This window comes from Streptomyces barkulensis (assembly GCF_002843305.1).
Taxonomy (GTDB): domain Bacteria; phylum Actinomycetota; class Actinomycetes; order Streptomycetales; family Streptomycetaceae; genus Streptomyces; species Streptomyces barkulensis.
The window spans coordinates 142,819-169,553 of the sequence record NZ_PGSG01000061.1 but is presented as its reverse complement, the minus strand read 5'-3'; the positions used below and the strand labels follow the sequence as shown (position 1 = coordinate 169,553).

29 protein-coding genes are annotated in these 26,735 nt (G+C 74.1%); 14 read left to right on the top strand and 15 right to left on the bottom strand.

The genetic code is table 11. The features are described 5' to 3' along the window. Window positions 1-73 precede the first annotated feature (73 nt). Complete coding sequence (locus CUT83_RS13055) at window positions 74-1,093, top strand: LacI family DNA-binding transcriptional regulator (protein WP_093850108.1); 1,020 nt, start codon at window positions 74-76, stop codon at window positions 1,091-1,093. A gap of 240 nt (window positions 1,094-1,333) precedes the next feature. Here the strand turns inward: CUT83_RS13055 and CUT83_RS13050 are convergent, their stop codons facing one another. Beyond that, window positions 1,334-2,461 carry an NAD(P)-binding domain-containing protein gene (locus CUT83_RS13050; protein WP_101256010.1) on the bottom strand — a complete coding sequence of 376 codons (1,128 nt, stop codon included), beginning with the start codon at window positions 2,459-2,461 and terminating at the stop codon, window positions 1,334-1,336. Between the two features lie 76 nt (window positions 2,462-2,537). Between CUT83_RS13050 and CUT83_RS13045 the strand changes: the two genes are divergently transcribed. Both CUT83_RS13045 and CUT83_RS13040 read left to right on the top strand, forming a co-directional pair. After that, window positions 2,538-2,960: a secondary thiamine-phosphate synthase enzyme YjbQ gene (locus CUT83_RS13045; protein ID WP_101256009.1), complete on the top strand. Its 423-nt coding sequence runs from the start codon at window positions 2,538-2,540 to the stop codon at window positions 2,958-2,960. A 139-nt stretch (window positions 2,961-3,099) separates the two neighbouring features. Further along, window positions 3,100-4,155 (top strand): lactonase family protein, encoded by a 1,056-nt coding sequence (locus CUT83_RS13040; RefSeq protein ID WP_101256008.1) that lies wholly within the window; start codon window positions 3,100-3,102, stop codon window positions 4,153-4,155. Window positions 4,156-4,294: 139 nt separating this feature from the next. Here CUT83_RS13040 and CUT83_RS13035 read toward each other — a convergent pair whose 3' ends face one another. The 4 genes from CUT83_RS13035 to CUT83_RS13020 form a co-directional block, all read right to left on the bottom strand. Beyond that, entirely contained in the window at window positions 4,295-5,287 is a 993-nt protein-coding gene (locus CUT83_RS13035; protein WP_173915067.1) for a sirohydrochlorin chelatase, read from the bottom strand. Window positions 5,288-5,440: 153 nt separating this feature from the next. Further along, window positions 5,441-6,490: an N-acetylglucosamine kinase gene (locus CUT83_RS13030; protein WP_240957829.1), complete on the bottom strand. Its 1,050-nt coding sequence runs from the start codon at window positions 6,488-6,490 to the stop codon at window positions 5,441-5,443. Continuing rightward, window positions 6,487-7,164 (bottom strand): uracil-DNA glycosylase, encoded by a 678-nt coding sequence (locus CUT83_RS13025; protein WP_101256006.1) that lies wholly within the window; start codon window positions 7,162-7,164, stop codon window positions 6,487-6,489. Before CUT83_RS13025 ends, CUT83_RS13030 begins: the two co-directional genes overlap by 4 nt. 91 nt (window positions 7,165-7,255) lie before the next feature. Further along, window positions 7,256-8,335, bottom strand: a complete 1,080-nt coding sequence (locus tag CUT83_RS13020; protein WP_101256005.1) for an NADH:flavin oxidoreductase/NADH oxidase — start codon at window positions 8,333-8,335, stop codon at window positions 7,256-7,258. A gap of 149 nt (window positions 8,336-8,484) precedes the next feature. On the opposite strand from CUT83_RS13020, the gene CUT83_RS13015 reads away from it, so the two are divergent. Next, window positions 8,485-8,844: an ArsR/SmtB family transcription factor gene (locus CUT83_RS13015; RefSeq protein ID WP_101256004.1), complete on the top strand. Its 360-nt coding sequence runs from the start codon at window positions 8,485-8,487 to the stop codon at window positions 8,842-8,844. Between the two features lie 21 nt (window positions 8,845-8,865). Here CUT83_RS13015 and CUT83_RS13010 read toward each other — a convergent pair whose 3' ends face one another. Beyond that, the gene (locus tag CUT83_RS13010) at window positions 8,866-9,558 is read right to left on the bottom strand and encodes a DUF305 domain-containing protein (protein WP_240957825.1); all 693 of its coding nucleotides are present in this window, start codon (window positions 9,556-9,558) and stop codon (window positions 8,866-8,868) included. A gap of 199 nt (window positions 9,559-9,757) precedes the next feature. Here CUT83_RS13010 and CUT83_RS13005 point away from each other — a divergent pair, with 199 nt between their 5' ends. Then, a complete protein-coding gene (locus CUT83_RS13005) occupies window positions 9,758-11,242 on the top strand; it encodes an LVIVD repeat-containing protein (protein ID WP_101256002.1) in 1,485 nt (494 codons plus the stop codon). Between the two features lie 99 nt (window positions 11,243-11,341). Here CUT83_RS13005 and CUT83_RS13000 read toward each other — a convergent pair whose 3' ends face one another. From CUT83_RS13000 to CUT83_RS12980, 5 genes are all read right to left on the bottom strand, one after another. Continuing rightward, window positions 11,342-12,001 carry a TetR/AcrR family transcriptional regulator gene (locus CUT83_RS13000; protein ID WP_101256001.1) on the bottom strand — a complete coding sequence of 220 codons (660 nt, stop codon included), beginning with the start codon at window positions 11,999-12,001 and terminating at the stop codon, window positions 11,342-11,344. A gap of 211 nt (window positions 12,002-12,212) precedes the next feature. After that, a complete protein-coding gene (locus CUT83_RS12995; protein ID WP_240957824.1) occupies window positions 12,213-12,959 on the bottom strand; it encodes a phosphatase PAP2 family protein in 747 nt (248 codons plus the stop codon). A gap of 84 nt (window positions 12,960-13,043) precedes the next feature. After that, window positions 13,044-13,988, bottom strand: coding sequence for a M56 family metallopeptidase (locus CUT83_RS12990; protein ID WP_101256000.1), 945 nt, complete (start codon window positions 13,986-13,988; stop codon window positions 13,044-13,046). Window positions 13,989-14,089: 101 nt separating this feature from the next. Then, entirely contained in the window at window positions 14,090-14,683 is a 594-nt protein-coding gene (locus CUT83_RS12985; protein WP_101255999.1) for a DUF5134 domain-containing protein, read from the bottom strand. A 198-nt stretch (window positions 14,684-14,881) separates the two neighbouring features. Beyond that, entirely contained in the window at window positions 14,882-15,274 is a 393-nt protein-coding gene (locus CUT83_RS12980; protein WP_101255998.1) for a VOC family protein, read from the bottom strand. A 162-nt stretch (window positions 15,275-15,436) separates the two neighbouring features. Here CUT83_RS12980 and CUT83_RS12975 point away from each other — a divergent pair, with 162 nt between their 5' ends. Next, on the top strand, window positions 15,437-16,081 hold the full coding sequence (locus CUT83_RS12975) for a GNAT family N-acetyltransferase (protein ID WP_101255997.1): 645 nt from the start codon (window positions 15,437-15,439) through the stop codon (window positions 16,079-16,081). Here CUT83_RS12975 and CUT83_RS12970 read toward each other — a convergent pair. Next, window positions 16,053-16,736, bottom strand: coding sequence for a glycerophosphodiester phosphodiesterase (locus CUT83_RS12970; protein WP_101255996.1), 684 nt, complete (start codon window positions 16,734-16,736; stop codon window positions 16,053-16,055). The genes CUT83_RS12975 and CUT83_RS12970 overlap by 29 nt on opposite strands. A gap of 306 nt (window positions 16,737-17,042) precedes the next feature. On the opposite strand from CUT83_RS12970, the gene CUT83_RS12965 reads away from it, so the two are divergent. From CUT83_RS12965 to CUT83_RS12950, 4 genes are all read left to right on the top strand, one after another. Further along, window positions 17,043-18,455, top strand: a complete 1,413-nt coding sequence (locus tag CUT83_RS12965; protein ID WP_240957822.1) for a DUF6421 family protein — start codon at window positions 17,043-17,045, stop codon at window positions 18,453-18,455. Window positions 18,456-18,484: 29 nt separating this feature from the next. Further along, window positions 18,485-19,255, top strand: a complete 771-nt coding sequence (locus CUT83_RS12960; RefSeq protein ID WP_101255994.1) for an SDR family NAD(P)-dependent oxidoreductase — start codon at window positions 18,485-18,487, stop codon at window positions 19,253-19,255. Beyond that, complete coding sequence (locus tag CUT83_RS12955) at window positions 19,234-20,349, top strand: threonine aldolase family protein (RefSeq protein ID WP_101255993.1); 1,116 nt, start codon at window positions 19,234-19,236, stop codon at window positions 20,347-20,349. Before CUT83_RS12960 ends, CUT83_RS12955 begins: the two co-directional genes overlap by 22 nt. Window positions 20,350-20,437: 88 nt before the next feature. Further along, the gene (locus CUT83_RS12950; RefSeq protein ID WP_101255992.1) at window positions 20,438-21,034 is read left to right on the top strand and encodes a transglutaminase domain-containing protein; all 597 of its coding nucleotides are present in this window, start codon (window positions 20,438-20,440) and stop codon (window positions 21,032-21,034) included. Between the two features lie 21 nt (window positions 21,035-21,055). Here the strand turns inward: CUT83_RS12950 and CUT83_RS12945 are convergent, their stop codons facing one another. Both CUT83_RS12945 and CUT83_RS12940 read right to left on the bottom strand, forming a co-directional pair. Beyond that, complete coding sequence (locus CUT83_RS12945) at window positions 21,056-21,775, bottom strand: lysophospholipid acyltransferase family protein (protein ID WP_101255991.1); 720 nt, start codon at window positions 21,773-21,775, stop codon at window positions 21,056-21,058. A gap of 135 nt (window positions 21,776-21,910) precedes the next feature. Continuing rightward, entirely contained in the window at window positions 21,911-22,318 is a 408-nt protein-coding gene (locus CUT83_RS12940; protein WP_101255990.1) for a DUF4395 domain-containing protein, read from the bottom strand. A 126-nt stretch (window positions 22,319-22,444) separates the two neighbouring features. Here CUT83_RS12940 and CUT83_RS12935 point away from each other — a divergent pair, with 126 nt between their 5' ends. From CUT83_RS12935 to CUT83_RS12920, 4 genes are all read left to right on the top strand, one after another. Beyond that, window positions 22,445-22,870, top strand: coding sequence for a TlpA family protein disulfide reductase (locus CUT83_RS12935; RefSeq protein ID WP_101255989.1), 426 nt, complete (start codon window positions 22,445-22,447; stop codon window positions 22,868-22,870). 146 nt (window positions 22,871-23,016) lie between these two features. Then, window positions 23,017-23,550, top strand: a complete 534-nt coding sequence (locus CUT83_RS12930) for a flavin reductase family protein (RefSeq protein ID WP_101255988.1) — start codon at window positions 23,017-23,019, stop codon at window positions 23,548-23,550. Window positions 23,551-23,727: 177 nt separating this feature from the next. Further along, window positions 23,728-24,513 carry an electron transfer flavoprotein subunit beta/FixA family protein gene (locus CUT83_RS12925; protein WP_101255987.1) on the top strand — a complete coding sequence of 262 codons (786 nt, stop codon included), beginning with the start codon at window positions 23,728-23,730 and terminating at the stop codon, window positions 24,511-24,513. Window positions 24,514-24,579: 66 nt separating this feature from the next. Beyond that, window positions 24,580-25,542, top strand: a complete 963-nt coding sequence (locus CUT83_RS12920; RefSeq protein WP_101255986.1) for an electron transfer flavoprotein subunit alpha/FixB family protein — start codon at window positions 24,580-24,582, stop codon at window positions 25,540-25,542. 94 nt (window positions 25,543-25,636) lie between these two features. Here CUT83_RS12920 and CUT83_RS12915 read toward each other — a convergent pair whose 3' ends face one another. Beyond that, on the bottom strand, window positions 25,637-26,635 hold the full coding sequence (locus CUT83_RS12915) for a LacI family DNA-binding transcriptional regulator (protein WP_101256034.1): 999 nt from the start codon (window positions 26,633-26,635) through the stop codon (window positions 25,637-25,639). Window positions 26,636-26,735 lie beyond the last annotated feature (100 nt).

Here is a 26,735-nt window from a genome sequence, read left to right as displayed (position 1 = left end):
AGCATGGGCGCGCGGCCCCGGGCCGGGCGCCGCGGACAGCAGGAAACGGGAGACGGTCGGGCTCGTGGCGCGCATGGTGGGGATCAAGGACGTGGCACGTCAGGCGGGGGTGTCGGTGGGCACCGTCTCCAACGTCATCAACCGGCCGGAGATGGTCGCCGAGGAGACCAGGACCCGGGTGCAGGCGGTGATAGCGCAACTCGGCTATGTGCGCAGCGAGTCGGCGCGGCACCTGCGGGCGGGCCGCAGCCGGATCATCGCCCTGCTGGTGCTGGACATGGCCAACCCCTTCTTCGCCGACGTCGCCTCCGGCGCCGAGCGGGCGGCGCGGGAGGAGGGGCTCGGGGTGATGCTGTGCAACAGCGCGCAGAGCCCCGCGGAGGAGGCCGACTACCTCTCCCTCTTCGCCGAGCAGCGGGTGCGCGGCGTCCTGGTCACCCCGGTCGACACCTCCGGCCGGAACCTGGCCGACTTCCGCCGCCACGACATCCCCTACGTCGTGGTGGACCGGGTGCTGGACAGCGCCGACGAGGGCTGCTCGGTCTCCGTCGACGACGTCACGGGCGGATCGCTGGCCGCCCGGCACCTGCTGGCCCAGGGGCACCGGGAACTGGTCTACGTGAGCGGCCCGATGCATCTGTCGCAGTGCCGCGACCGGCACACCGGCGCGCTGGCGGCCCTGAGCGAGGCGGGGCTGCCTCACACCGCGCTGCGGCGGATCGAGGGCGAACGGCTGGACGTGGCGGCCGGGCGGGACGCCGGCGCCAGACTGCTGGGGATGACGCCCAGGCCGACGGCGGTGTTCTGCGCCAACGACCTGCTCGCGCTGGGGGTGCTCCAGGCGCTGTTCGCGGCCGGGGTGTCGGTGCCGGGGGAGATCGCCCTGGTCGGCTACGACGACATCGAGTTCGCCGCGGCGGCGGCCGTACCCCTGACCTCGGTGCGGCAGCCCGCCTTCCGGATGGGGCGCGCGGCCGCCGACCTGCTCATCGAGGAGACCGGGGAGGCGGCCGCCGGGCACCGGCACCAGCGGATCGTGCTCCAGCCCGAACTGGTCGTCCGGGACTCCAGCATCTCCGCGCCGCGCCACTGAACCGCGGCCCCACCGGCCCCACCGGATCCGTCTCCGGTCGTCGCCCCCGGTCGGGTCGGACGAGCCGGCCGACGAAGTGGACGAGGCCGGCGAGCAGACCGGTGACGAGGTCCGTCGGGAACTTTCCCCTTGTGCATGCCGGGACGGATGCCTCCGTCTCCCGGTGGGGCTCCGGGGTGGGGGGGTGGTGACGCTCCACGGCGCGCCAATCGCACAACGTGAGCGCCGCGTGTCCCGCGGTCACCGCGCAGCCGTTCCCCTCGCCGTCACGCCCACAGGTGGTTCCCCGGATGTACGTTCGCCTTCCGGGGAGCGGCCGAGGATGTCCCGCACCGCACGGACCGCGGCCCGGCCCGCGCGGCTCGCGCCGACGGTGCTCGCCGAGGGGCCGTAGCCGACCAGGTGGATCCGCGGATCGCGCACCACGCGGGTGCCGTCCATGCGGATGCCGCCGCCGGGCTCGCGCAGCCGCAGCGGCGCCAGATGGCCGATCGCGGGGCGGAAACCGGTGGCCCACACGATGCCGTCCGCCGCGATGAAGCGCCCGTCGTCCCACTCCACACCGCCGGGGGTGATCCGGTCGAACATCGGCAGGCGCCGCAGCACTCCGCTGTCCCGGGCGCGCCGCATCTCCTCGGTCATGGGCAGCCCCGTCACGGAGACCACGCTGCGCGGCGGCAGTCCGTCGCGCACGCGCTCCTCCACCAGGGCGACCGCCGCACGCCCGCGCTCGGCGTCGAACGGCCCCTCGGTGAAGACCGGCTCGCGGCGGGTCACCCAGGCCGTGGCGGCGGCGACCGGCGCGATCTCCAGCAGATGCTGCACGGCGGAGGTGCCGCCGCCCACGACCACCACGCGCTCGCCCGCGAAGGCGTCCGGCCCGGGATAGCGGGAGGTGTGGAACTGGCGGCCGGCGAAGGACTCCTGGCCGCGTACCCGGGGCCAGTAGGGGCGGTCCCAGGTCCCGGTGGCGTTGATCAGCGCCCGGGTGGCCCACACCCCGGCGTCGGTCTCCACCAGCAGCCGTCCGTCACCGGCCTCGCGCACCGCACGCACCCGCACCGGGCGCCGCACCCGCAGGCCGAAGGCGCGCTCGTAGTCGGCGAAGTACCCGCCGACCACCTCGGAGGAGGGGCGGTGGGGGTCGGCGCCGGTCAGTTCCATGCCGGGCAGGGAGTGCATCCCGTGCACCCGGCCGTAGGTCAGGGTGGGCCAGCGGAACTGCCAGGCCCCGCCGGGGCGCGGGGAGCGGTCCAGGACGACGAAGTCCCGGCCGGGCTCGTACCCGGCGCGCCGCAGGTGGTAGGCGCTCGACAGCCCCGCCTGCCCGGCGCCCACGACCACGGCCTCCACCTCGGAGAACTCCATACCCCGGCCAACCACGGGCGGGGCCGGATACTTCCCGGATGCTTTCCCGGGCGGTGACAGGCCCCAGTATGGAGCCATGAGCGATCGCTTCAGCACCCGTACCCTTCACATCACCACCGGCTCCGGCGAGACCGTCGCCGACCTCACCCGCGAATGCGAGGGTTTCCTCGCGGAGGTCGCCGGCGGCCGCGACGGGCTGCTCAACGTCTTCGTCCCGCACGCCACGGCCGGCATCGCGGTCATCGAGACCGGGGCGGGCAGCGACGACGACCTGCTCGCCGCGCTGCGCGACCTGCTGCCCGCCGACGGCCGGTGGAGCCACCGGCACGGCAGCCCCGGCCACGGCCGCGACCACGTCCTGCCGGCCCTCGTCCCGCCGCACGCCACCCTGCCGGTGATCGGCGGACGGCTGGAGCTGGGCACCTGGCAGTCGGTCTGCCTGGTGGACACCAACGGCGACAACCCCGACCGGCGGGTGCGGCTGTCCTTCCTGGGCTGACCGCGTCGCCGGGCCGGGGCGGAGCCGGACCGGAATGCTGGGAGCCCTCCCAGTCTGGTCCAGGCCAATGCTACGGTCACCCCCGGCGCCCGGGGGCCGGGCGGCGCTTCGGCGGGGAAGACCAGGGAAGGGCGGCACAGTGGACGGTTCGGGCGGCGGACGGCGGGCGTACATCGGGTCCTACACATCGGCGGGCGGGCGCGGCATCACCACGGCCGCCGTCGCCCCGGCCACCGGGGCGCTGACGGTGCTGCACCACACGGACGCGGTGCCCGACCCCTCCTACCTGGTGCCGGGGCCGGGCGGAGGGATGCTCTACGCGGTGAGCGAGACCGAGGACGGCCGCGCCGCCGCGCTGTCCCTGGCCGACCCCGACCGGCCGAGCCCCGCCGGGGAGCCGGTGTCCGTCGAAGGCGCCGGCCCCGCCCACCTGACCTGTGCGGCCGGACAGCTGATCACCGCCAACTACACCTCGGGAAGCGTCAGTTCGCTGCCGCTGCGGCCCGACGGAACCCTCGGCGCGCAGCCGGCCGTACTGTCCCACAGCGGCCGCGGACCGGTGGGCGGGCGGCAGGAGGGTCCGCACGCCCACGCCGTGGTCGCCGACGCCTCGTGGCGCTGGCTGCTGGCGGTCGACCTCGGCGCCGACGCGGTGTGGGTCTACCGCCTCGACCACACCGCGGCCGCGCTCCGCCCGCACGGGCGGACACCGCTGCGGCCCGGCAGCGGACCCCGGCACCTGGCCTTCCACCCGCGCGGCGACCGGGCGTACGTCGTCAACGAACTGGTCTCCACCGTGGTCTGCTGCCGCTGGGACCGGGCGAGCGGTGTTCTGGAGCCCGCGGGGGAGGTCGGCACGCTGCCGGCGGGCTCCGGAGCGGAAGGGGGGAACCACCCCTCGGAACTGGTGATCTCCGCCGACGGCCGCTGGGCCTGGGCGGCCAACCGCGGACACGACAGCGTCGCCGTGCTGGCCCTGGAGCCGCACGGCGCGGGAATGGAGCTGGTCACCACCGTCCCCTGCGGTGGGCACTGGCCGCGCGACCTGGCCCTGGACCCGGCCGGGCGCAGGCTCTACGCCGCCAACGAGCGGTCGGGCGACGTGACCTGGTTCGACATCGACCCGGACACCGGGGTGCCGCACCGGGCGGGCTCGATCCAGGCTCCGGCCGCCACCTGCGTCGTCCTCGGCTGAGGGCTCGATCGAGGGCTCGGCCGAGGGCTCGATCGGCAGATCAGCCGGCAGATCGGCCGGGAGGCAGACCGGGGCCCGGCCCGCCGTCCGGCCGCCGTGCGGCCCGCGACCCGGCGGGCCGCAGGGGGAAGGGCCCGGGTCAGTGGGCCTGCGCCCCCTGCGGCGACCGCTGGGCGATGCCGAGCTTCGCGGCGTAGGTGGAGGCCACCAGCCTGCCCACCGCCGTGTAGGAGCCCAGCGGCTCGGCGGCCTGGCAGTCGGCCTCCCGCACCGCGGACTCCAGCAGGCCCTCGGGGACCTCGGGGCCGATCAGACAGGGTGCCAGGGCGAGCTGCTGGGAACCGGCCTCGCGAAGCTGCTCGGCGGCGCGGGTGACGGCGCCCTCCTCGTCCAGCCCCGCGGACAGCACCGGCACCGCCAGGCGCGCGGCCAGCAGCATTCCGGTGATACCGGCGGCCTGCACGGCCTCCTCACCGCCCATGGCGGCCAGGATGATGCCGTCGGCGGCGGTCGCCACGGTGAACAGCCGGGCGCGGTCCGCCCGGGCCAGCCCCGCCTCCGAGAGCCTGACGTGGACGGCCTCGGCCAGCAGCGGGTGCGGGCCGAGCACATCGGTCAGCTCGGCACCGGATCCGCTCTCGAGCACGGCCTGGCGTATCCGGCGCATCTGCGCTCCGTCGGGTCCGGCCAGCAGGGGGACGACCACCGCGAGCGGGGCCTCCTCGATCCGGCGGCGGGCCGCCTCGGCCTCGGCCTCCACCTCGGCGGCCTCCGCACCCGCCTCCACCGCCTCGGCGGCAGCGGCCTCGACGGCGGCCGTCGCCGCGGCGGCCCGCGAGGCGCGGTCGGCCGCGGCCTGCGTCAGCACACCCTGGAGGGCGGGGAACTCACCGTCGTCGCCGTCCACGAAACCGACCCGGGCGTCGAGCCCCGGCAGTTCGGAGCGGGCGATGCTCAGGATCTCCTCGCCAAGGCTTCGGGAGGTGTCGGAGGGCACACCGGGGACGGCCAGCACCAGAGCGGGCGCACCCTCGGGCGCTATGGCGGGCTGAGGCCGGCGGTGCCGTCCGGACTGTCGGGGACGCGGCATTCGTACGGGCAGGCCGTTTGCGGGGCCAGTGGGGGTGCTCATGGCGCCGCATGCTAATGCCTTGGCGGGTTCGGCTGTTCGGGCGGGGCGGAGGAGTGCCGGTCTGTCCCCTTTTCTCCCGCGCGTCGCGGTGACGTCCCCGTTCCGCTGTGTTACCGGGCCCTGTCCGCCGACGAGCCCGGTTCCGCACCCGTCTCACCGGATGTGGAGGAGAGCGGGGTCCCGCGGCAGCCGCAGCGCGTCCCGGGCCAGCCGGCCGGCCAGGAGCAGGGCTCCGGCCAGGGGGTCTCCCGCCGCCGGGACGGTCCGGGCGTGCGGCAGCCGTACGGCCAGTTCCCGGCGCAGGGGCGCGAGCAGCGGCTCGCCGGCCTTGAATAGCCCGCCGGTCAGGGCGACGAGGCTGCCCCCGGACCCGGACCCGGACCCGGACCCGGACCCGGAGCCGGAGCCGGGGCAGACGGCGGCGGCGCTCTCGGCGATGTGGACGGCCGCCTCCCCGACGACGCGCGCCGCCACCGGATCCCGCTCGGCGCACCCGGTCACCTCCGGGGCGAACGAGGCGAGCACCGCCGGGCGGTCGGTACGCGGATACAGCTTCCCCGGCAGGGAGGCCACCGGGCCGAAGACGGCCTCGGCGCGGGCGAGCAGCGCAGCAGAGCCGCCCGGCCGGCCGTCATGGGCGCGCATCGCCGCCTCCAGGCCGGCCCGGCCGATCCAGGCGCCGCCGCCGCAGTCGCCCAGCAGGTGGCCCCAGCCGTCGGCACGCCGCCAGGAACGCAGGTCGGTGCCCGTCGCGATCATCCCGGTCCCGGCGGCGACCACGGCACCGGGCCGCTCGCCCAGCGCGCCGGCGTACGCGGTCACGGCGTCGGCGGCCAGCGCCACGCGCCGGGTGCCCAGCTCCCGGGCGAACGCCCCCGGCAGCTCGGAGCGCAGTTCGCCGCCGAGCGTCGCCATGCCCGCCGCCCCCACGCACACGGTGTCGATCCGGGGTCCGGCCGCAGTCGTCCCGGCGGTATCCGGTTCGGCGGCGGCCAGCAGGGAACGGGCCCGGGGCAGCACCAGCTCCAGCAGATGGGCCGCCTCGATGCCCGCGGGGCCGGTGCGCACCGGACGGTCGCAGGCGGCGATGCCCACCGGGGCCGGCGCCGCCGAGCCTTCGCCGCCGGCCCGGGCCAGGGCGACGCGCAGTCCGGATCCGCCCGAGTCCACCCCCAGGACCCAGGGGGCCGGGCGGCCCGTCACGGCAGGCGCCAGTCGACCGGCTCCCCGCCCTGCCGCACCAGCAGTTCGTTGGCCCGGCTGAACGGGCGCGAACCGAAGAAGCCGCGGTCCGCCGACATGGGGGAGGGGTGGGCCGACTCCACCGCCGGGTACGCCTCCAGCATCGGCCGCAGATTCCGGGCGTCCCGGCCCCACAGAACGGCCACCAGCGGCTTGCCGCGCGCGGCCAGCGCCCGGATCGCCTGCTCGGTGACCTCCTCCCAGCCCTTGCCGCGGTGCGCCGCCGGCCGGCGCGGCGCGGTGGTCAGCGCCCTGTTGAGCAGCAGGACGCCCTGCCGCGTCCACGGGGTGAGATCGCCGTTGGACGGCCGGGGCAGCCCGAGGTCGGCCTGCAGCTCCCGGAAGATGTTCTCCAGGCTCCCGGGCAGCGGGCGCACGTCGGGGGCGACCGAGAAGCTCAGCCCGACGGCGTGGCCCGGTGTGGGGTACGGGTCCTGGCCCACGATGAGGACCCGTACGTCGTCGAAGGGCTGCTGGAAGGCGCGCAGCACGTTCGGCCCGGCGGGCAGATAGGTGCGTCCCGCGGCGATCTCCGCGCGCAGGAAGTCGCCCATCGCGGTGATGCGCCCGGCCACCGGCTCCAGCGCCTTGGCCCAGCCCGGTTCGACAAGTTCACTCAACGGTCGTGCTGCCACGGGCGGTCACTCTACTGGTTCGGCCCGCCGCCGCTCAGCCGGTCGCGCCCACCGGCCGCGGTCCGCTCGGGCCGCGACCGGTGACCGGGCGTCAGACGGCCCAGGCGTACTGGCCGGGCAGGCGCACGGGCCCGGCGCCGAGCGCCCGTGCGGCGCGCAGCGCCCAGTGCGGGTCGCGCAGCAGCTCCCGGCCGAGGAAGACCGCGTCCGCCTCGCCGTTCGCGATCGTCTTCTCGGCCTGCTCCGGTTCGGTGATCAGGCCCACCGCCGCCACCGGCAGCCCCGCCCCGGCCCGGACACGGGCGGCCAGGGGGATCTGGTAGCCGGGGCCGACGGGGATGCGCGCACCCGGTACGGCGCCTCCGCTGGAGACGTCGAGCAGGTCCACGCCGTGCTCGCGCAGCAGTGCGGCCAGGCGCATGGTCTCCTCGGGGCTCCAGCCGCCCTCCGTCCAGTCGGTCGCCGACACCCGGAAGAACACCGGCAGGTCCTCGGGCCACACCTGCCGCACCGCGTCCACGACCCGCAGGGCCAGCCGTGTGCGGTTCTCGAAGCTTCCGCCGTAGGCGTCCGTGCGCCGGTTGGAGAGCGGGGAGAGGAACTCGTGGAGCAGGTAGCCGTGAGCGCCGTGGATCTCGGCGACCTCGAAACCGGCCGCCAGCGCCCGCCGCGCCGCGTCGGCGAACCGGCCGACCACGTCGTCGATCCGCGCCTGGTCCATCTCCCGGGGCGCCGGGTGGCCCTCCGCGAAGGGCAGCGCGCTGGGTGCGACCGGCTGCCAGCCGCCGTGCCCGGCGTCCAGCGGGGCGCCGCCGCGCCAGGGGGCGTCGGTGGACGCCTTGCGGCCGGCGTGGGCGAGCTGGACGCCGGCCACGGCGCCCCGCTCCTTCACGAAGTCCGTGACCCGCCGCAGCGCCCGGGCCTGCCGATCGTTCCACAGCCCCAGGTCGCCGGGGGAGATCCGGCCCTCGGGGGAGACGGCCGTGGCCTCCACCATGATCAGCCCGGTGCCGCCGGTCGCCCGCGCCGCGTAGTGGGCCAGGTGCCAGTCGCCCGCGACACCCGCGTCCTCTCCGGTGGGCTCGGCGCTGTACTGGCACATCGGCGACATCCAGACGCGGTTGGGCACGGTCAGTGAACGCAGGGTGTACGGCTCGAACAGGGCGCTCACGCAGGGCTCCTCGTCGGTTCGGGGTCGGTTCGGGGTCGGTTCGGGGCAGGCCGCGGCCCTGAGTGAGGGAACCTGGCCGTCCGGGCTTATACGATAAGCGTCGTAGTACGGTGGGTGTCAAACTACGATGACTTTCGTAGTATGGGGGTGTGACGCCCCGAGCCCAGACCCCGAACACCGCCCGAGAGCTGGAGCACCCGGCCGCGCGGGAGATCCGGCTGGAAGAGGTCCTGCACGCACTCGCCGACCCCGTGCGCCTGCGGATCGTCCGGGCCCTGGCGGCGAGCGGGGAGGAGATGGCGTGCTCGATCTTCGACCTGCCGGTCAGCAAGTCGACGACCACCCACCACTTCCGGGTGCTGCGCGAGAGCGGCCTGATCAGCCAGAACTACTGCGGCACCGCGAAGATGAACGCCCTGCGCCGTGACGACCTGGAGCGGCTGTTCCCCGGGCTGCTGGACAGCGTGCTCGCCTCGGCGGCCCGTCAGGAGGAGGGGCGGAGCGGCTGAGCACCGCCCCGCCGTGGCCCGTCAGGACATCGAGCGCATCCGGTTGATCTCGGCCGTCTGCTGGACGGCCACGTCCCCGGCCATCTCCTGCACCTGGGTGTCGCGACCGTCGGCCGTCACGTCCTTGGCCATCGTCACCGCGCCCTGGTGGTGGGCGATCATCAGCTTCAGGAAGAGCCGGTCGAACTCCTCGCCGCGTGCCCGCCGCAACTCGTCGAGCTGTTCCTCGGTCGCCATGCCGGGCATCGGCGCGCCGCCGTGGCCGTCGTGGTCCGTGCGGTCCTCCTGGCCGCCCCCGTCGCGGCCGTTGCGCTTGAGCCAGGACCGCATCGCCGAGATCTCCGGCCCCTGGGCCGCGGCGATCCGGTCGGCGAGCCGGCGCACCTTGCCCGATCCGGCGTGCTCCTCGGCCAGACCGGTCATCACCAGCGCCTGCTGGTGGTGCTCGATCATCCGTGTGACGTAGGAGAAGTCCGCGTCGTTGGGTCTGCCCCGCTGCGTCTCCCCCGCCTTCCGGGCCTCTTCGGCGGAGAGTGTCTCGGCGGCCTCGCCCGGCCTGCCGGGCGCGATCACGGAGGGGCCGCCGCCGGGGGCCGCCTCGTCCGAGCCGCCCTCGCAGCCGGTCAGCACGGTCAGCGCCGTCAGTGCGGCCAGTGCCGCCGGCGCGGACGTGAGCGCGCGGGCGGAGAACCGGGATCTGTGACGGTCCGTCACTCTTCCTCCTGTGGCAGGGGTGCGCCAGTTGACCCGATCCTGACACGGGACGCTCCGGCGTGCCCGAATCCTGACACGCAGGGACCCGGCACCGTGTTCGTATTCCCCTGTCGGCGCAGGGGTGTAAGGAGTCATACTGCCCGAGTCCGTGAACCGCCCAACTCGGAGCGGTGTCAAGCGGATCGACAGGGAGGAAGCAGTGACGTCGTTGCCCAGACCCCGTGCGCGGCGCAGACACCTCGGCGCGGCCGCGGCCGTACTCGGCCTGCTGTCCACGCTCCTGGCCGCCGGACCGGCGGTGGCGATCCCCGACCCCGGCGACTCGCCGGCCACGTCCGGGAAGGTGTCGAAGCAGGACCGCACGGAAGCCGAAGCCGCCGTCGGGAGCGGCGGGATACCCGGTGTGGACGAGGTCGTCCACAGCAGGAACGTCTCCCATCTGACCAACCTGCCCAAGGGGGCGCTCAAGAGCCTCAACACCGACCTGGCCTTCCAGGGCCGCTACGCCTTCGCCGGCAACTACGACGGCTTCACCGTCTACGACATCAGCCGCCCGAAGTCCCCCGAGGTCGTCAGCCAGGTCCTGTGCCCGGGTGGCCAGAACGACATCTCCGTCTCCGGGGACCTGCTCTTCCTGTCCACGGACTCCTCGCGCAGCGACGACTCCTGCAACAGCACCGCCCAGTCGCCGACGGAGAAGAGTTCCTGGGAGGGCATCAAGGTCTTCGACATCAGCGACAAGCGGAACCCGCGGTACGTCGCGGCCGTCGAGACCGCCTGCGGCTCGCACACCCACACGCTGGTGCCCGACCGCGGGGACGTCTACGTCTACGTCTCGTCCTACTTCCCGGACGACTCCTTCCCCGACTGCCGGCCTCCGCACGACGGGATCTCCATCGTGAAGGTGCCGCGCGAGGCGCCCGAGGACGCTTCAGTGATCGACTTCCCCGTCCTCTTCCCGGACGGCGGCAACCCCGGCCCGCCGGAGAACCCGGTCGCCATGGTGCCCACCACCGGCTGCCATGACATCACCGCGTTCCCCGACATGAAGATCGCGGCGGGCGCGTGCATGGGCGACGGCATCCTGATGGACATCTCCGACCCGGCCGCGCCCCGTGTCATCGACCGGGTCCAGGACAACGAGAACTTCGCGTTCTGGCACTCGGCGACCTTCAACGAGAACGGCCGGAAGGTCGTCTTCACCGACGAGCTCGGCGGCGGCGTCGGCGCCACCTGCAACGCGGAGGTCGGCGACAAGCGCGGCGCCAACGGCATCTACCACATCACCGGCAAGGGCGATCAGCGCAAGCTGGTGTTCAAGAGCTACTTCAAGATTCCCCGGCACCAGGCCGACACCGAGAACTGCGTGGCCCACAACGGCTCGCTGATCCCGGTCAAGGGCCGGGACGTCATGGTTCAGGCCTGGTACCAGGGCGGAGTCTCCTTCTGGGACTTCACCGACTCCACCAGGCCCCGGGAGATCGGGTACTTCGAGCGCGGCCCGTACTCCGACCCCGACACCATCGGCGGCTCGTGGTCGGCGTACTACTACAACGGCCACGTCTACTCGAACGACATCCAGATGGGCTTCGACGTCCTGCGGATCCGGGACCGGCGCACCGCCGGTGCCGAGCGTGTCCGGCTGGACGAGCTCAACCCGCAGACCCAGCCCGACTACCGCTGAGCCGGTCCGGGCCGGTCCGAGCCGTTCGAACCGCTGAACACCGGGCCCCGGCGGCTGTGCCGCCGGGGCCGTCCGTTCCTCCCCGCCGTCGCGGGCCCGTCAGAGCGGGCCCGGCATCGGCAGCAGCGGGACCTGCCCGGACTGCTCCTTCCGGGGGGCGCCGGGCGGGAATCCCAGCTCCCAGTCCAGCCCGTACCGGGCGAACAGTTCGGCCCGCAGCCTCGCGGACGGCATCGGCGCCCCGGGCAGCAGCACGGCGAACACCGCCCCCATGAGCAGTGCGCGCAGCAGCGGGTACTCGGTGTCCGGATCGTGCGAGCCGTAGCCGACGACGGTGTCGCGCAGCAGGCAGGCCAGCCGCTGCTGCTCGTCGCACTGGACGAAGCCCTCGTGCTGCAGGATCCCGGCCATGTGTGTGCGCATCAGCGTCGGCCGGTCGCGGGCGAGCCCCAGGATCGCGTCGATCGCGCGGGCCAGCCCCTCCCGCCCGGCGTCCGGGCCCGAGGGGCGCGGCTCGCGCTCCAGCGCCTCGGCCAGGGTGAGATGCATCAGCCGGTGGACGGCCGACTGGAGCAGTTGCCGCTTGCCCGGGAAGTAGTACGACACCAGACCCCGGGCGGCCCCGGCCCGGTCCGCGATGTCCCCCAGAGTCGTCGCCTCGTATCCGCGCTCGTCGACGAGTTCCACCGTCGCCTGCAGCAGCCGCTCGCGGGAACGCCGGCGCAACTCCTCATTGACCGATGCGCTGCGAGGGGACATCCTGTTAACTCCTGCGTTGACTGGCTCAGGGCCAATATACTCAGCGGTCTCCGGACGCCGACCGGCGAGTCACGGCGGTGTCCGGTCGGAACGCCGATCTCGGGCGACGCGGGGGATCGCCCGAGATCGGCCCTCCTGCGGCGCTCTCGCACGACGCGCCGCGCGACGGTGCCCGGGAGGGGCCGGCGAGGGCCCTCCGACCATATTCTGATCATCCGGACTCCGGTCCACCCGGTCCGCGCCGCTCCGGTCGAGAGGGTCGGGCACCGCGTCCGCTCCACAGCGCCGCCGCGGCGGCGGCCACGGCGAAGCCCAGCAGCCAGCCGACGACCACGTCGGTGGGCCAGTGCACCCCCAGGTAGACCCGGGTGAAGCCCACCCCGGCGACGCTCACCGCGCCCACCCACGCAACGGCCAGGCGCACAGGGCGGCCCGCTCGGCGCAGATGCGCCAGCCACAGCAGCAGACCGCAGGTGAGCGCCGCCGTCATGGCGTGGCCGGAGGGCAGGGCAGCGAAGCCCGCGGAGTCCACCGGGTCACTCCAGCGCGGGCGGTCGCGGTCGAACAGCGCCTTCAGTGCCTGCTGGAGGACGGTCCCGGTGAGCACGGCGGCCGAGAGCCAGAGCGCCGGCCGGCGCGCGCCGCGCAGCGCCAGCCACACGACCGTCACCAGCAGCACGGCCCGCATCGTCCACGGGTCCCAGACCCAGTCGGTCAGCACCCGGTTGAGCCGTGTCCAGCCGGGTTCGGCGACCGCGGTGCGGTGCAGTTCCGCCGTGACATGCGCGTCGAGGTCCAGCAGCGGGTCCCACCCCGCCAGGACGAGCACGGTGAGCACGGCGGCGACAGCGGTGCACAGCGGGGCGGCGAGGCACGGGAAGGACCGCGGAAGGGAGCGCCGGGAGGGGAGCCGGGGGGAGCGACGGAGGGAGGGGGCCATGATGGAGAGAATCGCCATCGGAAGGCGGTCCAACCGTCCGGTAGGCGGGTTGGCCGGTCGAGGGGGCGCGCGCCGCGGCGCGAGGGCGTCGGCCCAGCGCCCTCAGCCCAGCGCCCTCAGCCCGGGGGCGAAGGCCACCAGCAACGGCACCATCAGCACCAGGGCCGCCAGCGCGGTCATCCGCAGCCGCCGGACCACTGTCAGCCGGGGAGCGGCCCTCAGCAGCCGGTCGACCCGCTGCGGCACCTGTGCGCCGGAGTGCGAGGCGTACGGGTCGAAGACCCCGCGCTCCTCGTTGAGCTCGACCAGCGCCAGGGCCACCGCCAGCCGTCCGCAGCGCCGCGAGGCGACGTCGTCGGCGGCCAGCTCGACCAGCCGGTGCACCTGGTCCCGGAAGGCGCGGAAGACCGGCACCCGCGGGAAGCCGGCGGCGAGCGCGGACGAGCAGTTCAGCAGCCAGTCGTGACGGGCCCGCAGATGGCCCCGCTCATGGGCGAGGACGGCGTCGAGCCTGCGTCCCCCCAGCCGGCGCAGCGCCGCGGTGGTGACCACGAGCCGGGGTGTGCTCCCCGGCAGCCACCAGGCGTCCGGGCGCTCGCTCTCCAGCACCACCAGCCGCTCCCCGGAGGCCGGCTCCTCGCCGGGCAGCAGCGGGGCGCGGGTGAGGAGTTCGGCGCGCCGGGCGCGCCGCCGGGCGCGCGCGTGGCGGATCTCCCGGGTGAGCATCGCGGCGGTCCACAGGCCGCCGCAGGCGAGCACGACCGCCACCACCGCGGGCCAGGACTCGCCGAACGCGCTGAGTCCGTACGCCTCGACGACCCGGCTCGGAGCCGGGGCGAAGACGTGGCCGCGCACGGCCTGCCAGGCCGCCGCCCCGGACAGGGCCATGGCGAGCACGCAGCACAGCAGCACGGCGACCACCACGCACTGCCACACCAGCAGCGCCAGCACCGGCTCGCGGTCCGGCCAGGAGCCGCGGGCCAGCACGCGCGGCGCCGTCGCCGCGATCAGTGCGCCCAGGACGATCAGTGCGAGCGCGACCATCATGAGGAACAGCCTATGAGCCGGCGGCCGCTTGCGCGTCCGGCGGGAAACGGGAAGTGACGCACGCCTCACCGGCATGGTGTTTCCCCGCTCCCCGCGAGGGCTCAGACGGTGAGCAGCATCGCGAACATCCCTATGCCCATCGCCAGTCGGCAGGCGGCGGCCACCTCCGGCGCCCGCGGCGGTCGTGGCGCCGGGCCGCGGAGCGCGCCGGAGGTGGCCGTCCCCGGCAGGCGGGGGGAGTCCGGCGCGGGCGCCAGCCGGGCCCCCGCGAGCAGCGCGTACAGCGCGAAGTAGACCAGCAGCGCTCCGGTCGCCGCCGCGGAGGCCGGATGCGCGGACGGCGCCGCATGGTGCCCGTGGGCGGGGGCGTCGGCCATGGCGAGTGCCATGTGCAGCATGGCCAGGGCGCCGACGGTGTGGTGCAGATGGTGGAGCCGGTGTTCCCCGTCGAACAGGAGCAGCGCAAGCCCGTACACCGCGGTGGCGCCGAAGAGTGCCACGAAGACCGCCGGCGGCGGTGGGGCCACCGCCGAGGCGGGCAGTGCCATCACGGCCATGCCCAGTCCCATCACCGCTTCCCCGGCGGCCTCCCGCCGCTGCCCGGGCGTGCCGCCGCGCGTTCGCCGCAGGCAGTACGCACCCACGGCGCCGCACAGGACCACCAGCATCCAGCCGACCGGTTCCGGTCCGTGCACCCCGCCTCCCCACCGCTTCCCCGGCCGGCTGCTCCGGCCGGTTTCCGCGGGGAGGATGCCCGGCGCCGGGCGCGTGTACGGGAGCGCGTGGAAGCAGTGGGGGAGCGCGGCCAGAGCGCACGCTCCCGGTGCCGGGGTACCGCAGTGCCGGGGTACCGCAGTGCCGCGGTGCCGCCCCCGGGGCTCGCGACGCAGGCCTCAGATACCGGGCCGGTAGCGCAGCGGATGGTCCTCGGGAACCTCGACGAGGACGATCGGTACCCCGTCCGGATCGCTGATCCACATCTCCACCAGCCCCCACGGCTCGCGCCTGGGCTCCCGCACCACCTCCACGCCGCGGGCGGTGAGCTCCTGGTGGGCCCCGGCCGCGTCGGCGACCTGGAGCCACAGCCTCAGGCCGGGCGCGGGCGGGGCCTCGGAACGGCCGGAGACCTCCAGGAAGCCGCCGCCCAGGAAATAGACGGTCCCGCGCTCCGGCCCGGTGCCGAACTCCCGGTACACGGCCAGCCCCAGGGCGTCGCCGTAGAAGGCCCGCGAACGGTCGGGGTCGGTGGGGCGTAGCAGGACCCGGCTGCTCAGTACCTGAACCATGGCACCGAGCCTAGGGCGTGTTGTGAAAGTCCCGTCTGCGGGGCGGCGCCCTGCGGGCGCACGACGCTACTTTCACAACACGCCCTGGGCCGCGTCCGGGGCGCTGTCCGGCATACGGGCCGAGCTGCCGGGTCGCGCGGACGGAGGTTTAGGCTCGGCCCCATGAACGCCCCGAACGACCCCGCTTCCGCAGCCTCCGGCACCATCCCCCCGACTGCCTCCGGAACCGCCCGTGAGACCGCCTCCGGAACCGCCTCCGGCCTGAGCTTCAGGACCGCCCGCGAGGACGACGTCCCCGCGCTGGTCGCCCTGGTGGAGTCGGCGTACCGGGGCGAGGCCAGCCGGGCGGGCTGGACCACCGAGGCGGATCTGCTGGACGGGCAGCGCACCGACCCCGAGGGCGTCGCCGAGGTCGTCCGCGCCCCCGGCAGCCTGATGCTGATCGCCGAGCGGGACGGGGAGCCGGTCGCCTGCTGCCAGCTCGAGCGCCGCGAGGGCGGGGCGGGGGAGACCGTCGCGTACTTCGGGATGTTCGCCGTCCGGCCGGTCCTCCAGGGGGGCGGGCTCGGCAGGGCGGTTCTGGCGGAGGCCGAGCGGACGGTGCGGGAGCGCTGGGGCGCCCGCGAGATGCACATGACGGTGATCACCGCCCGGGCGGACCTGATCGCCTGGTACGAGCGCCGCGGCTACGCCCGGACCGGGCGCACCAGCCCCTTCCCGTACGGCGACGAGCGTTTCGGCGTCCCGCTCCGCGGCGACCTGGAGTTCGAGCTGCTGGTCAAGTCGCTTCGCCGACCGCCCTCCTGACGTCGGGCAGGTCGGTGACCACGCCGTCCAGCTCCAGTTCGCGGACGCGGGCCAGGTCCTGGTCGGTGTTGACCGTCCAGGAGATCACCTTCAGGCCCGCGGCGCGGCAGCGCCCGACGACCTCCGCGTCCAGCCGGCGCAGCTCGCAGGAGACCATCGGGGCCCCCAGGTCCACGGCGCGCTCGGGGGCGGTGGGCGTGGAGGAGCCGGTGACCAGCGCGATGGGGATGTCGGGCAGCAGTTTGCGGGTCTCGCGCAGGGCGTCGTCGTGGAACGAGATCACCGTGACCCGCCGGTGAAGGCCGAGCCGCTCGACGGCCTCCGCCAGCACCCGCGCCGCGGCGCGGTTCTTGATCTCGGCCTGGAGCGGTGCGGATACCGCCTCCACGACCTCCTCGAAGACGGGGACGCGCTCACCGAGGCCGGCGTCCAGTTCGCGCAGTTCGGCCAGGGTCTTGTCAGCGATGGGACCGGAGCCGTCGGTGGTGCGGTCCACGTCGGCGTCGTGCATCACCACCAGTGCGCCGTCCCGGCTCAGGTGGAGGTCCAGTTCGATGACGTCGAAGCCCTCGCGGTCGGCCCGGACGAAGGAGCGCAGGGTGTTCTCGGGCTCGACGCCCATCACCCCGCGGTGGCCGACGGTCAGCAGTGGCACGGCGCGTTCTCGCTTTCCTGCGGTGTCTCGAAGCGTCGGTGGTGCGTACGCGCGGCAAGGGTAGCCGCGGACGATCACCGCCCGGGACGCGGGGCGGCGGCGGGCCCCCGGCGGCCGGGCGCGGAGCTCGCCGGATCGGCGCCTCCGGCACGTATACGGCCTTCTCTTCCGTTTCAGGGGGTGTCCACAGGAAAAACATCCGTATAGCAAGTGGTGGACAGAAGAACTTTCTCCCCCTCGGGTTGATCGAGGAAGTCTGCGCAGCTACGGTGCTGGTACGAGAGTTTCTTCTGTGGAGGGGTAGTGATGACGGAAATCCTTTCGCCCGCGGTAGTGGCGGGTGGCGCTCCGACCGCCGGCGGCCCGTTCGCCGGCCGTGTGGTGGAGCACCCCGCCTGGGCGGTGCTCAAGGAGGCCGTCGAGGCCGTCCGTCCCGCCCAGTCCAAGGACGGATCCATCGACTTCGGGGCCGAGGGCGCCCCCGCGCGGGCCGAGGTCGAGCGGCACATCGAGCGGGTCGTGGCCTGCGTCGAGGAGCTCGCGCCGCTGCTCCCGCACAACGAGGCCTACCACCGCGCCCTGGTGGCCGACCTGCGCCGCTGGGCCGGGAGCGGCTTCGGCGTCCCCGACTTCCTGGACTCCCTGCTGGCCTTCCGGCCCGCCTCCCACCGCGCCGACGGGATCCAGCACCTGGTCGTCTTCCCGATGTACACGCAGAACGGCAACCCCGACCGCAACCTGGAGGCCGTCGTCCTGCGCGTGGTCTGGCCGGACTGGCTGGCCGAGCTGGAGCGCACCCGCTACGACAACCCGCTCTTCCTCGGCATCACCTTCGAGGACTTCACCAGCGGCTACGACACCCACTCCGCGGTCCTCTTCCCCGAGACCGTCGCCGTGCGCGAGGCGCCCGAACGGTTCTCCTGGGGAGGGATCTTCTGCGACCGCGAGGCCGCCCGCTTCCGCCGCGTCGTCGACGCCGCCTGCGAGGTCACCAAGCTGGAGCTGCCCGAGGACGCCCGGGGGCTGCTGGCCGACCAGAAGCGCGCCCAGCAGACCTTCGTGCTGTGGGACATGGTCCACGACCGCACCCACAGCCACGGCGACCTGCCCTTCGACCCGTTCATGATCAAGCAGCGCCAGCCGTTCTGGATGTACGGCCTGGAGGAGCTGCGCTGCGACCTCACCGCCTTCCACGAGGCCGTGAAGCTGGAGGCCGACGGCTTCGAGCAGGGCCGCGACGTGCAGTACGCCGTACTGCTGGAGCGCCTGTTCCGCTTCCCCGTCACCGGTGAGCGCAGCCGCAACTACGACGGGCTGGGCGGCCAGCTGCTGTTCGCCTACCTCCACAAGCACGACGCCCTGCGCTGGACGGACAACAAGCTCAGCATCGACTGGCAGCGGGCCCGCGAGGTGACCGTGCACCTGCGCGAGGAGATCGAGACCCTCTACCGCGAGGGCATCGACCGCCCCAAGCTGGTCCACTGGTTCAAGGCCTACGAGCTGGTCTCCACCTACCTCGCCCCGCACCCCGGCTCGACCTGGGCCAAGGGCCCCGACGCCCTGGACCTGAGCCTGCCGCCGCGCAAGCTGGTGGACGAGGTGCTCCCCGACGAGTTCCCGCTGAGCATGTTCTACGAGGCCCTCGCCAAGAAGCTGCGTAACGTGATCGCATCGACCAAGGGCATCACCGCCGAGTCCGCAGTCCCGGCCGCGGCGTGACCGCCGGACGTCACAGAGAGGCGATCACCATGACCAGCACACCCAACGGCAACGGCGGCCCCCTGGACGGCGCCGTCGTCGCCGTCGCCGGCGCTGCGGGGCCCGCCGGCCAGGCCGCGCTGCTGAGCCTGGCCGAACGGGGCGCCACCGTCGTCGCCGCCGACGCGGACGCCGAGCGGCTGGCCGAGGCCGTCGACAGGGCACGCTTCGCGCACGGCGGCGCCGCCGTCACCGGCGACACCGTCGACCTGCTCGACCTGGAGGCCACCCGCGAGTGGGCCACCCGCACCGAGAAGGAGTACGGCCGCGTCGACGGGCTGGTGCACCTGGTCGGCGGCTGGCGCGGCTCGGCGGCCTTCGCCGAGACCGACCTGTCCCACTGGGACCTGCTGGAGAAGCTGCTGGTACGCACCGTGCAGCACACCTCCCTGGCCTTCGAGGGGGCCCTGCGCCGCAGCGGAAACGGCCGCTACGTCCTGATCAGCGCCGCCGGCGCCACCCGTCCCACCGCCGGCAACGCCGCCTACTCCGCGGCCAAGGCCGCCGCCGAGGCCTGGACGCTGGCCCTGGCCGACGCCTTCCGCAAGGCGGGCAAGGGGTCGGACGCGGGGCCGCCGGCCGCTGCTGCCATCCTGGTGGTCAAGGCGCTGGTCAACGACGCGATGCGCGCCGAGCGCCCGAACGCCAAGTTCGCGGGCTTCACCGACGTCGGGGAGCTGGCCGAGGCCATCGCCGGTGTCTGGGACAAGTCCGCCGAGGAAGTGAACGGACACCGCCTGTGGCTGACCCCGCAACCGTAGAGGCCCACCCGACCGAGGCCCCCCCGGCATCCCCTCCGACGGACGCCCGGCGCCGCCACGACCCGCGGGTGCGCGGCTTCGCCAGCGACAACTACGCGGGCGCGCACCCGGAGATCCTGGCGGCGCTCGCCCTCGCCAACGGCGGTCACCAGACCGCCTACGGCGAGGACGAGTACACCGCCCACCTCCAGGAGGTCTTCCGCGCCCACCTCGGGCCGTCGGCGGAGGTCTTCCCGGTGTTCAACGGCACCGGCGCCAACGTCGTGGCCCTGCAGGCCCTCACCGACCGCTGGGGCGCGGTCGTCTGCGCCGACAGCGCCCACATCAACGTGGACGAGTGCGGCGCGCCCGAGCGGGTCGGCGGGCTGAAGCTGCTGACCGTGCCCACCGAGCACGGCAAGCTCACCCCCGAGCTGGTCGAGCGCGAGGCGTACGGCTTCGACGACGAGCACCGGGCGATGCCGCAGGTGGTCTCGATCACCCAGAACACCGAACTGGGCACCGTCTACACGCCCGAGGAGATCCGGGCGATCTGCGAGACGGCCCACGAGCGCGGCATGGCCGTCCACCTCGACGGCGCCCGCATCGCCAACGCGGCGGCCGCACTGGGCGTCCCGCTGCGGGCGTTCACCACGGACGCCGGCGTGGACGTGCTCTCCTTCGGCGGCACCAAGAACGGCATGCTCTTCGGCGAGGCCGTCGTCGTGCTCAACCCCGGCGCGGTGCGGGCGATGAAGCACCTGCGGAAGCTGTCGATGCAGCTGGCCTCCAAGATGCGGTTCGTCTCCGCGCAGTTCGAGGCGCTGCTCGCCGGAGACCTGTGGCTGCGCAGCGCCTCCCACGCCAACGCCATGGCCGCGCGGCTGGCCGACGGCGCGCGCGCCGTCGACGGGGTGGAGATCCTCCACCCCGTCCAGGCCAACGCCGTCTTCGCCCGGCTCCCCCACGACGTGAGCGAGCGGCTGCAGAAGCGTTATCGCTTCTACTTCTGGGACGAGGCCGCCGGCGACGTGCGCTGGATGTGCTCCTTCGACACCACCGAGGAGGACGTCGACGGCTTCGTCGCCGCGCTGCGGGAGGAGATGGCCCGCTGACCGCGCATGCGGGCGGCCCGCCGGCCGGAAGAGGCCGGACCGGAAAAAGGGAGGCGGGCCGCCCCCTCCCCTCCTAGGCTTCCGGGACATGGAGCTGATCCAGCAGGACCCGGACCCGTCCGCCTATCTCGCAGCCTGCGAGGCCGTCGACCACCGGCATCCCCTGGTCGCGGAGACGGCCTCGCGGCTGCGGGAGCGGACCGGCGGGCGCACGGACGGCGAAGGCGGCCTCGTGCGCTATGCCGAGGCCGCCTTCGACTTCGTCCGCGACACCATCCCGCACTCCTTCGACAGCGGCGACCAGCGGGTGGCCTGGCGCGCCTCCGACGTCCTCGCCACCCGCAACGGCATCTGCCACGCCAAGGCGCACGCGCTGGCGGCGCTGCTGCGCCACGAGGGCATCCCGGCCGCCCTGTGCTACCAGAAACTGAACGTCGTCCACGGCCTGGTCGCCCTCAGGCTGCCCGGCCGCCCCTGGGCGCGCCAGGACCCGCGAGGCAACAAGCCGGGCGTGGACGCGCGCTTCTCGCTCGACGGGGAGCGGCTCGCCTTCACACCGGATCCGGACGCGGGGGAGTACGACGTCCCCGAGCTCCACGCGGCCCCGCCCGAGCCCGTCCTGACCGCCCTGAAGCGGGCCGGTGACCGCGCACAGCTGGAGCGACTGCTCCCCGAGAGGCTCTGACGCCCCCGTCCGCGGCCCGCCCTAGAGGGAACCGGCCTCGGCCGGGGTCGGGGCGGTGCCGCCCAGGTGCGCGGGCATCCACCAGGTGTCGTCCGGCCCCTTGGGCCGCACCGGGTACGCCCGCTGGGCCGCCTCCAGCAGCTCCTGCACGCGGTCGCGCAGCCGCTCGGTGAGCTTGGCCGCCGACTCGCCCTCGACGGGCCGCAGCGGCTCGCCCACCCGGATGGTGATCGGGAAGTGGTTGCGGCCGAAGTCCCGCTTGTGGCCCTTGGTCCACAGCCGCTGAGTGCCCCACAGCGCGACGGGCAGCAGCGGCACGCCGGCCTCCTGCGCCATCCGGGCCGCACCGGTCTTGAAGTTCTTCAGGGTGAACGACTGCGAGATCGTGGCCTCGGGGAAGACGCCGATGATCTCGCCCGAGCGCAGCGCCTTCAGCGCGTGACGGTAGGCGTGCTCGCCCTGCGAGCGGTCCACCGGTATGTGCTTCATCGCGCGCATCAGCGGTCCCGAGACCTTGTGCCGGAAGACCGACTCCTTCGCCATGAAGCGCACCAGCCGCTTGGCGGGCCGGGCGGCCAGCCCGGCGAAGACGAAGTCGAGGTAGCCGATGTGGTTGCTGACCAGCACGGCGCCGCCGCGCCGCGGGACGTGCTCGGTTCCGTCGATGTCGAAACGCAGATCGAGCGCCCTGAACAGGGTGCGGGCTGCGCCGATCACGGGCGGATACACCAGTTCTGCCATACGGGGAGGACCCTTCTGGGAAGCTGCCTGGGGAGGGTTCTCCCGGCTGATCTACCCGAACCTACGCCGCCGTAACTTCCCAGGCCAATTCGGGAGACGGGAGATCCTCGTCACGTTCGGACGCCACCCGGCGGCTCACCCCGCGACCCGGCGCAGCGCCAGGTACATCTCACAGCCCAGGCAGTAGCCGAAGGCGGCGTTGAGGAAGGCCGCCGCGAGCGCGCACGCGGTCGCGGCCATGCCCAGCCACAGGGGCCCGGCGCCGTACCCCACCAGACCCACCAGGGCGAAGGCCAGGCCCACGCCCTGCGCGAAACGGGGCGGCGCCGCGTCCTCCACTCCGGCCGGCGGCCCCAGCCGGGGCCGGACCAGATGGCGGAAGACCAGCCCGTACGGCGAGCGCGACACGCCGAGCCCCGCCCCGGCGGCGAACACCAGCGCCTGTGCGGCCAGCAGCCGGAAACTCCCGCTGACCAGCACGGCGGCCAGGACCACGGTGGTCACGGCGGCGGCGAACCTCGTTCCCCGTATGTCGACCCTCATGGCGACAGCATTCCGCACCCAGGGGGGCGGTGGCGGCCGGATGCGGGAATCGGCGGCATGGCCCCGGGCGCTGTGGGAGACGATGCGGGGGGCGGACAGAGGCGACGGAACGACGGGGCGGCGGGGATGACAGGGGCGACGGGACTGATCGTGTGTCTGGCGGTGCTGGCGCTGGCCGGTGCCTTCGGGATGGCGCACAGCAGACGGAACGGAAGGATGACGGTGCGCGGACGGGACGCGGAGAAGAGGCTGACCGCCGAGGACGTGGGCGCCGAGCGGCTGGGGGAGCGGGCCACGCTGGTGCAGTTCTCCAGCGCCTTCTGCCAGCCCTGCCGGGCCACCCGGCGGATCCTGGCGGAGGTGGCGGAGATGGTGGAGGGCGTCGTCCATGTGGAGGTGGACGCCGAGTCCCGGCTGGATCTGGTACGGCGGCTGGGCATCATGCGCACCCCCACCGTCCTGGTGCTGGACGCGCGGGGCCGGATCGCGCGGCGGGCGAGCGGGCAGCCGCGCAGGGCCGATGTCATCGCCGCGCTCGGGGAGGCCGTGTGAGGGGCGGGAGGACCGTGAGGCCGTGCGAGGGCCGCGGCGGCCGGGAGGGCGGCCGGCCGCGTGACCCTGGTCCCATCCGCGCGGGCGAACTTGACGCGGACCGCTCGCGGTGGACAGCCTGGCCTGCCGTGGGCAGGGGATCTCAGATGAGCGCACCGAACGGCATCCGGCGGGCACCGGAGGCGGCCGAAGCCGGCCCCGCCCTGCTGCGCGCCGTCTTCCGGCGGCACGCCGCCGGGGTCGCCGTGATCACCGCCCACGGGCACGGCCGTCCCGCCGGGTTCACCGCGACCTCCCTGGCCTCCGTCGCCGCCGAACCGCCGCTGGTCTCCTTCAACATCGCCACGGCCTCCTCGGTGTGGCCGGTGGTCGCCGGGGCGGAGCACGTGGGGGTGCACATACTGGGCGAGCACCAGCGTGAGCTGGCCGCCACCTTCGCCCGCCCGGGGGCGGACCGCTTCGCGCCGCCCACCCGCTGGCGCCGGGGGCCGCACGGGGTGCCGGTGCTGGAGGGCGTGCTCGCCTGGACGGTGGGCGCGGTGGTGGCCCGGGTGCCGACCGGCGACCACCGGGTGGTCCTGGCGGAGCTGGTGGCCGGGGAATCCTCCGGCACGGGCCGACCGCTGCTGTACCACGCGGGGCGTTACAACGCGCTGGGAGAGGGCACAGTGCCCTCCTGAGCCGTTGGAAAGGTCACAGTTCACCGGCCTTGCCTCCGGGTAAGGGCCTGGGTGTACTGACGAGTAATATCCTGGATGGAGAGCCGGCCCCACCGGACCGGATTCCGCCCGATCAGGCGCCTATGCTGCCTGTGAGACAAGGCAGCCAGTAATGACGACGCATGTAGGAGAGCCGGCGTGAGCTTGAGGATCGTTGTCTGTGTGAAGTACGTGCCCGACGCCACCGGCGACCGGCACTTCGCCGATGACCTGACCGTCGACCGCGAGGACGTGGACGGTCTGCTGTCGGAGCTCGACGAGTACGCCGTCGAGCAGGCCCTGCAGATCGCCGAGAACGCCGATGACGCCGAGGTCACCGTGCTGACCGTGGGCCCCGAGGACGCCAAGGACGCGCTGCGCAAGGCGCTGTCCATGGGCGCCGACAAGGCCGTGCACGTGGAGGACGACGACCTGCACGGCACCGACGCGATCGGCACTTCCCTGGTGCTGGCCAAGGCCGTCGAGAAGACCGGCTACGACCTGGTCGTCTGCGGCATGGCCTCCACCGACGGCACCATGGGCGTGCTGCCCGCGCTGCTGTCCGAGCGCCTGGGCGTGCCGCAGGCCACGCTGCTGTCCGAGGTCTCCGTGGAGGACGGCAAGGTCACCGGCCGCCGCGACGGCGACGCCGCGACCGAGCAGCTTCAGGCCGCGCTTCCGGCCGTCGTGTCCGTGACCGACCAGTCCGGCGAGGCGCGCTACCCCTCCTTCAAGGGCATCATGGCCGCCAAGAAGAAGCCGGTTCAGTCCCTGGACCTGGACGACCTGGACATCGACGCCGACGAGGTCGGCCTCGAGGGCTCCTGGACCAAGGTCGACGAGGCCGCCGAGCGCCCGGCCCGCACCGCGGGCACGATCGTCAAGGACGAGGGCGAGGGCGCCAAGCAGCTCGCCGAGTTCCTCGCGGGCCAGAAGTTCATCTGAGCCCGAAGGCCCGTCGCACCCCTCACTCCTTTCCGCCCTCGCAATCCTCGCAGGAGAGCAACTCCCATGGCTGAAGTCCTTGTCTACGTCGACCACGTGGACGGCGCCGTCCGCAAGCCCACCCTCGAACTGCTGACCCTGGCCCGCCGCGTCGGCGACCCGGTCGCCGTGCACCTGGGCGCCGGCGCCGACAGCGCCGCCGCCACGCTGGCCGAGTACGGCGCGGTGAAGGTGCTCGCCGCGGACGCCCCCGAGTTCGCCGACTACCTCGTCGTACCGAAGGTGGACGCGCTCCAGGCCGCCTACGAGGCCGTCTCCCCGGCCGCCGTGCTGGTCCCCTCCTCCGCGGAGGGCAAGGAGATCGCGGCCCGCCTGGCGCTGCGCATCGGCTCGGGTGTCATCACCGACGCCGTCGACCTGGAGGCCGGCGACTCCGGCCCGGTGGCGACCCAGTCGGTCTTCGCCGCGGCCTTCACCACCAAGTCCCGCGTCACCAAGGGCACCCCGGTCATCACCGTCAAGCCCAACTCCGCCGCACCCGAGGCCGCCCCGGCCGCGGGCACGGTCGAGCAGCTGTCGGTGACCTTCGGTGAGAAGTCCACCGGCACCAAGGTCGTCTCCCGCACCCCGCGCGAGTCGACCGGCCGCCCGGAGCTGACCGAGGCCGCGATCGTGGTCTCCGGCGGCCGCGGCGTCAACGGTGCCGAGAACTTCTCGGTCATCGAGAACCTCGCCGACTCCCTCGGCGCGGCCGTCGGCGCCTCGCGCGCCGCGGTGGACGCGGGCTGGTACCCGCACACCCACCAGGTCGGCCAGACCGGCAAGTCCGTCTCGCCGCAGCTGTACATCGCGGCGGGCATCTCCGGCGCCATCCAGCACCGGGCCGGCATGCAGACCTCGAAGACCATCGTGGCCGTCAACAAGGACGAGGAGGCCCCGATCTTCGACCTGGTCGACTACGGCGTGGTCGGCGACCTCTTCGAGGTCCTCCCGAAGCTCACCGAGGAGGTCAAGGCCCGCAAGGGCTGACGACCTCCGCGGAAGGCGGACAGCGGCCGGGGCCGCGCGGATCGTGAACCGACCCGCGCGGCCCCGGCCGCGTCCGTACCGGCCCCGGGCGCGGTCAGGAGTGCGGAGGGACCTCCCCCGAGCCGCGCGGGATCAGCCGGGTGGGCAGCACCACGCGCCGCGGCTCCTCGCCCGAGCCCTCCAGCCGGCGGAACAGCAGCTCGCCGGCTCTGCGGCCCAGCAGGGCGGGTTCCTGCGCGATGACGGTGACCGGCGGGGTCAGCAGATCGGCCAGTTCGAAGTCGTCGAAGCCCACCAGCGCCACGCGCCGCTCCAGGCCGGCCAGCACCCGCACCACGGTGACCGTCACCCGGTTGTTGCCCGTCAGCAGCGCGGTGACCGGTCCCGCGGCCGACCCCCGCCCCGCCAGCATGCGCTCGGCGTCGGCCCGTACGCGCCCGGGGTCGGTGGGGCCGAGCGCGACCCACGAGTCGTCCACCGCGAGCCCGGCCCGCGTCATCGCGGCCCGGTAGCCGCGCAGCCGCTCGGCGGCGGTGTGGATGCGCGGCAGGTCGCCGATGAAACCGATCCTGCGGTGACCGTGGGCGATGAGGTGGGCGACGCCCTCGCGGGCTCCCGTGAAGCTGTCGGAGAGCACCGCGTCGGCCTCGATGCGGGCGGCGGGGCGGTCCACGAAGACGGTGGCGATCCCGGCGGAGATCTCCGGCTCCAGATAGCGGTGGTCGTCGCCGGCCGGGACGACCACCAGTCCGTCCACGCGCCGGGCGCACAGGGCCAGCGCCAGCTCCCTCTCGCGCTCGCCGTCCTCGGCGCTGGAACCGTTGATCAGCAGCGCGCCGTGCGCCCGGGCGACCTCCTCGACGGCACGGCTGAGGGGGGCGTAGAAGGGGTCGGCGAGGTCCTCCAGGATCAGCCCGACGCTCGCGGTACGGCCCTTGCGCAGGATGCGGGCGCTGTCGTTGCGGCGGAAGCCGAGGGCGGTGATGGCCTCCCGCACCCGGCGCTCGGTGTCGGGGGTGACGCCGGGCTCGCCGTTGACGACCCGGGAGACGGTCTTGAGGCCGACCCCGGCGCGGGCGGCCACGTCCTTCATCGTCGGCCGCAGCCCGTAGCGGCGCCGGGGGTCGCGGGCGGGGCGGGCGGTGTCGGCCACGTGAGGTCTCGTCCTGTCGTCGGCGGTCGGCGGTCGGCGG